This is a genomic window from Thermodesulfobacteriota bacterium (assembly GCA_025062045.1).
GTDB lineage: Bacteria > Desulfobacterota > Syntrophorhabdia > Syntrophorhabdales > JANXAF01 > JANXAF01.
Genome location: JANXAF010000023.1, coordinates 1 through 3,463 on the forward strand (window position 1 = coordinate 1; position 3,463 = coordinate 3,463).

Consider the following 3,463-nt stretch of genomic DNA (forward strand, 5'->3'; position numbering starts at 1 on the left):
CCAGTAACTGGCGATATAATAGCTTTCACTTCGTATGTCGGTTCCATAAGAAAGGCCCAAATACCCGCAAGGACAGTAACTAGAAACACACACGCCAAAATGAGTCTTATGTGCTTTTTTAGGATTTCTATGATTCGTATGAGGTCTATTTCTTCTTCATATGTGGGCTGAAAGGATCTCTCATTCACGGCTAAACTTTCGGCTAATTATACCTAAGGGGGAGAAAAAATCAAGATCGATTAAGAAAGAGTAGCGGTAAAAATAACGTCAAATAAAAAGGGCCGCCACAGAACCATGGCGGCCCTTTTGCTTCGCCTCAATCCTCAGTTAAGAAGAATTCCCTACAGATCCTGTCCCAGTTTCTCTCATCTATCATCTTTGCCATTCCAGAGACAGGCACACCACCGTCCTGCAAAAGGTAGCCAAGTCTTCCACTTATCCTCTCCTTTAGGGCCTCAACCGACTCTTCAAACCACACCTTAGCAAGGGAACCGGATATGAGATTACGCAGATTTCTTTTCGTATCATCAGGCCTGACCTTTATGAGCCATCCTTTCTCGTAAGGATCTTCTGTCAGAACGCTAGGGTTCTTAAGTACCTCTTCATTGATATCGACAACCTCTCCTTTCACGGGAGAGACCATTTCTATAGCCTTTGAATCCACCCGGAACTTTATAGCGCGACCTCCCTGGTCCAGCTTCTCTCCAACAGAAGGGAGCTCTATGGCTTCTGGTCTACCCACAAGTTTTTGTGCAAAATCATCAATTCCCACTTTCAGATAGCCTTCCTCCTCTTTCGCCCATGTGTGCCCTCTGTGATAGTAGAGGTTTTCGGGAAATAAAAACCACCGCGCAAAGCCTGCTTCGGCCGGTACCAGTGTCTCAGCGTAAGGCGACGTGCTGACCCATTTCCAAAATCCCACAAGGGCGAGCAAGAATCCGATGACGATTATGTACTCGATGCCTTTCGTTGCAAAAAGGTCATAGTAAAAGAATTCTCCCGCAAAGTTTGTCATAATGCCACCTCCCTAGTTAAGGGTATTACCCTTTCTATTCTCCTTTTTTCCTTTTTTTTCTCATTATCCTGAGCAACCGCCCAATCCGGAGCTGATCTAAGTACGGGCATCCTATTTACGCAGAACCTGAAAACCCATATCTCAGCGAATACGATCGCAAGGGTTATCACCACTTCCATCCATGTCGGAATGTATCTTTCGCTCAGAGGCAAATACCATTTGTACGCTATGAATACGTAGTTGAACCTGTTAAGGATCACTCCCAGCATGGTCATGAAAGCGGCGATAAGAACTGTTTTCTTTGACATAAGCTTTGCTCCTCTTAGGTAGAGGTAACAAGGCAAAAGTACAAGACCCACAGTCTCGACGAGAAAGAGATAACCCATGGGGGTCGTAAGATACCCGAACTGCTTTCCATGTATGAAAACGAGAACCTTAAGGAAGAAGTAGCCGAACATTACCACTCCGGCAGCCTTTGCGAGGCTAAAGACAATCGGGTCGTGAAGTCTTCTGTGTTCATCATCCATCACGTGATGGAAGACTCTGTGGCTTATCGTACCCTCGAATATGACCATGGAAAGTCCTGCGAAGATGCTGGAGACAAAGAATAAAACGGGGATGAACTCGGTATACCACAATGGATGAATGTTTGGCTTCGCCATCATGACAAGGGCACCAAGTCCACTCTGGTGAAGTGTAGAAAGGCATATCCCAAATATTACGGCTCCCAAAGTCATGGAAGAAAGAATCTTTCTCAGCTTTTTCGCTTCGAGCCATTCGGCAATTGCAGGGGAAAATTCAATGAGTTCTGCAAGCATGTAGAGGAGGAAGTGCCATGCCACAAGAAACAGAACGGAGTTTACTCCAAATTCCCTTCCTATGATCGGATTTACTATGTTCCACCAGCGGCCGAGATCAAGAAATATCGCCCCTGCGTAAAACATGTAAGCAAGTAGACCGTTAAGGACCGTCGCCCTGATCACCGTGTGGTACTTTTCCGCATTAAGGATGTAGACGACAAAACACAGAACGTATGCACCTCCAGCAAAAGCAACACCGCACATAACGTCAAAGGCGATCCAAATGCCCCACGGATAATCTTGGGACAGATTCGTTACACTTCCTAGACCGTAGTAAAGTCTGAGAAAGATAAGGAAGGCACCGAGTAGAATTATCGGAGCCGAAATTATGTTGAAAGGGGTAAATATATTTCCCCTTGGCTTAAGCTCCCTGATGATGAATCTTATAATATCTCCCAAACTCTTTTTCTTTTCTTCGGCGAAAGTCCCGAACATCTTCATAACCTCCTTCTCGATCATTCTTTTTTGGTGAGTCTATTGAGACCAAGCAGAAAAAGAGGCCATAGAACAAGAACGAAAGGAACTGAATAGAGAAACCCTGTTGTATACTCCGGAAGAGGTTTATTTTCGAGATCTACCCTGAAACCTATCTTTTTAAAAGGAACGGCAGCCAGATAGAGATAACAAGTCCCTCCAACCTCTTTCTCTCCATATATGTGTGGTACGTAACTATCCGGTTTTGCGGTGATCCTTCTTTTTGCCTCGAGAAGCAGTTCCCTACGGGTTCCAAAGATCAGAGCCTCCTGGGGACATACTTCCACGCATGCTGGAATTTTACCGGTTATGTACCGATCGAAGCACATGTTACACTTTTGAATAGTCGGTTTTGGACTATCGTACTCGAACTTTGGTACATCGAAAGGACAGGAATACATACAGAGCCTGCATCCCATACAGTTCTCTTCCCATGTAACCTGGCCTTCTTCGTGCTTTTTCATAGCCTTTACAAGGCAGGCAGCGACGCAAGCCGGAGTGTTACAGTGCATACACTGTTTCTTTACGAATACCTCCCCTTTTTCTGTGTTATAACGGTTGACCACAGTCCATTGAGTCGTGGTCATTTTCCTTATCTTTTCAAACACTGAAGGGTCCTGACTCGGCTCGGGAAGGTTATGTGCACTGGCACATGCGAATTCGCACGATCTGCACCCTATGCATCTTGTAGTGTCAACGAGTATAGCCATAAACTCTTTTTCTTGAGCGACAGCCTTTTTCGGAACGAAGAATCGAGAGAGAGCGACCCCGGCTGCGGTCGATCCTATGACCTTTAAGAAATCCCTTCTGCGCATATTACCTGTTCCTCCTTAGGTCGTTTTTAGATAGCTTGTTCATGTTTTCACTATCATTTTTGCAACGCACATGCCTTTGGTGAATGGTTTATACTCAAGACTTTCAAGTGCAATCTTCGCTTTTAAAACTTTACAATGTGTGGAAAAGCTCGTCATATTGCCCTTCCCCCTTACTGACAAAGCTTTTCATGAGTGTAGAATTCCTCTACACTTTCACGGATTTCAACACCCATGAAAACTTTTTCGACATAAAAAAAAGTTCAGCTTTGTGGCTATTTTGAAGCTCAATCAGCACTTTT

4 protein-coding genes are annotated in these 3,463 nt (G+C 44.7%); all 4 read right to left on the reverse strand.

Features of this window, described 5'->3' with window-relative positions; translation table 11 throughout:
- Positions 1–188 (reverse strand): Wzz/FepE/Etk N-terminal domain-containing protein (locus NZ583_08985; protein MCS7281727.1); only part of this gene is annotated, 188 nt, incomplete at its 3' end.
- A 128-nt stretch (positions 189–316) separates the two neighbouring features.
- A complete protein-coding gene (locus NZ583_08990; GenBank protein MCS7281728.1) occupies positions 317–1,015 on the reverse strand; it encodes a glycine cleavage system protein H in 699 nt (232 codons plus the stop codon).
- Complete coding sequence (hybB, locus tag NZ583_08995) at positions 1,012–2,334, reverse strand: Ni/Fe-hydrogenase cytochrome b subunit (protein MCS7281729.1); 1,323 nt, start codon at positions 2,332–2,334, stop codon at positions 1,012–1,014. The genes NZ583_08990 and hybB overlap by 4 nt, the downstream gene beginning before the upstream one ends.
- The gene (locus NZ583_09000) at positions 2,331–3,164 is read right to left on the reverse strand and encodes a 4Fe-4S dicluster domain-containing protein (GenBank protein MCS7281730.1); all 834 of its coding nucleotides are present in this window, start codon (positions 3,162–3,164) and stop codon (positions 2,331–2,333) included. Before NZ583_09000 ends, hybB begins: the two co-directional genes overlap by 4 nt.
- Positions 3,165–3,463 lie beyond the last annotated feature (299 nt).

What these genes read in the sequence shown, in the direction of transcription:
- NZ583_08990 (MCS7281728.1), bottom strand. Translation starts at nt 1,015, where the DNA reads ATGACAAACTTTGCGGGAGAATTCTTTTACTATGACCTTTTTGCAACG.
- hybB (MCS7281729.1), bottom strand. Translation starts at nt 2,334, where the DNA reads ATGATCGAGAAGGAGGTTATGAAGATGTTCGGGACTTTCGCCGAAGAA.
- NZ583_09000 (MCS7281730.1), bottom strand. Translation starts at nt 3,164, where the DNA reads ATGCGCAGAAGGGATTTCTTAAAGGTCATAGGATCGACCGCAGCCGGG.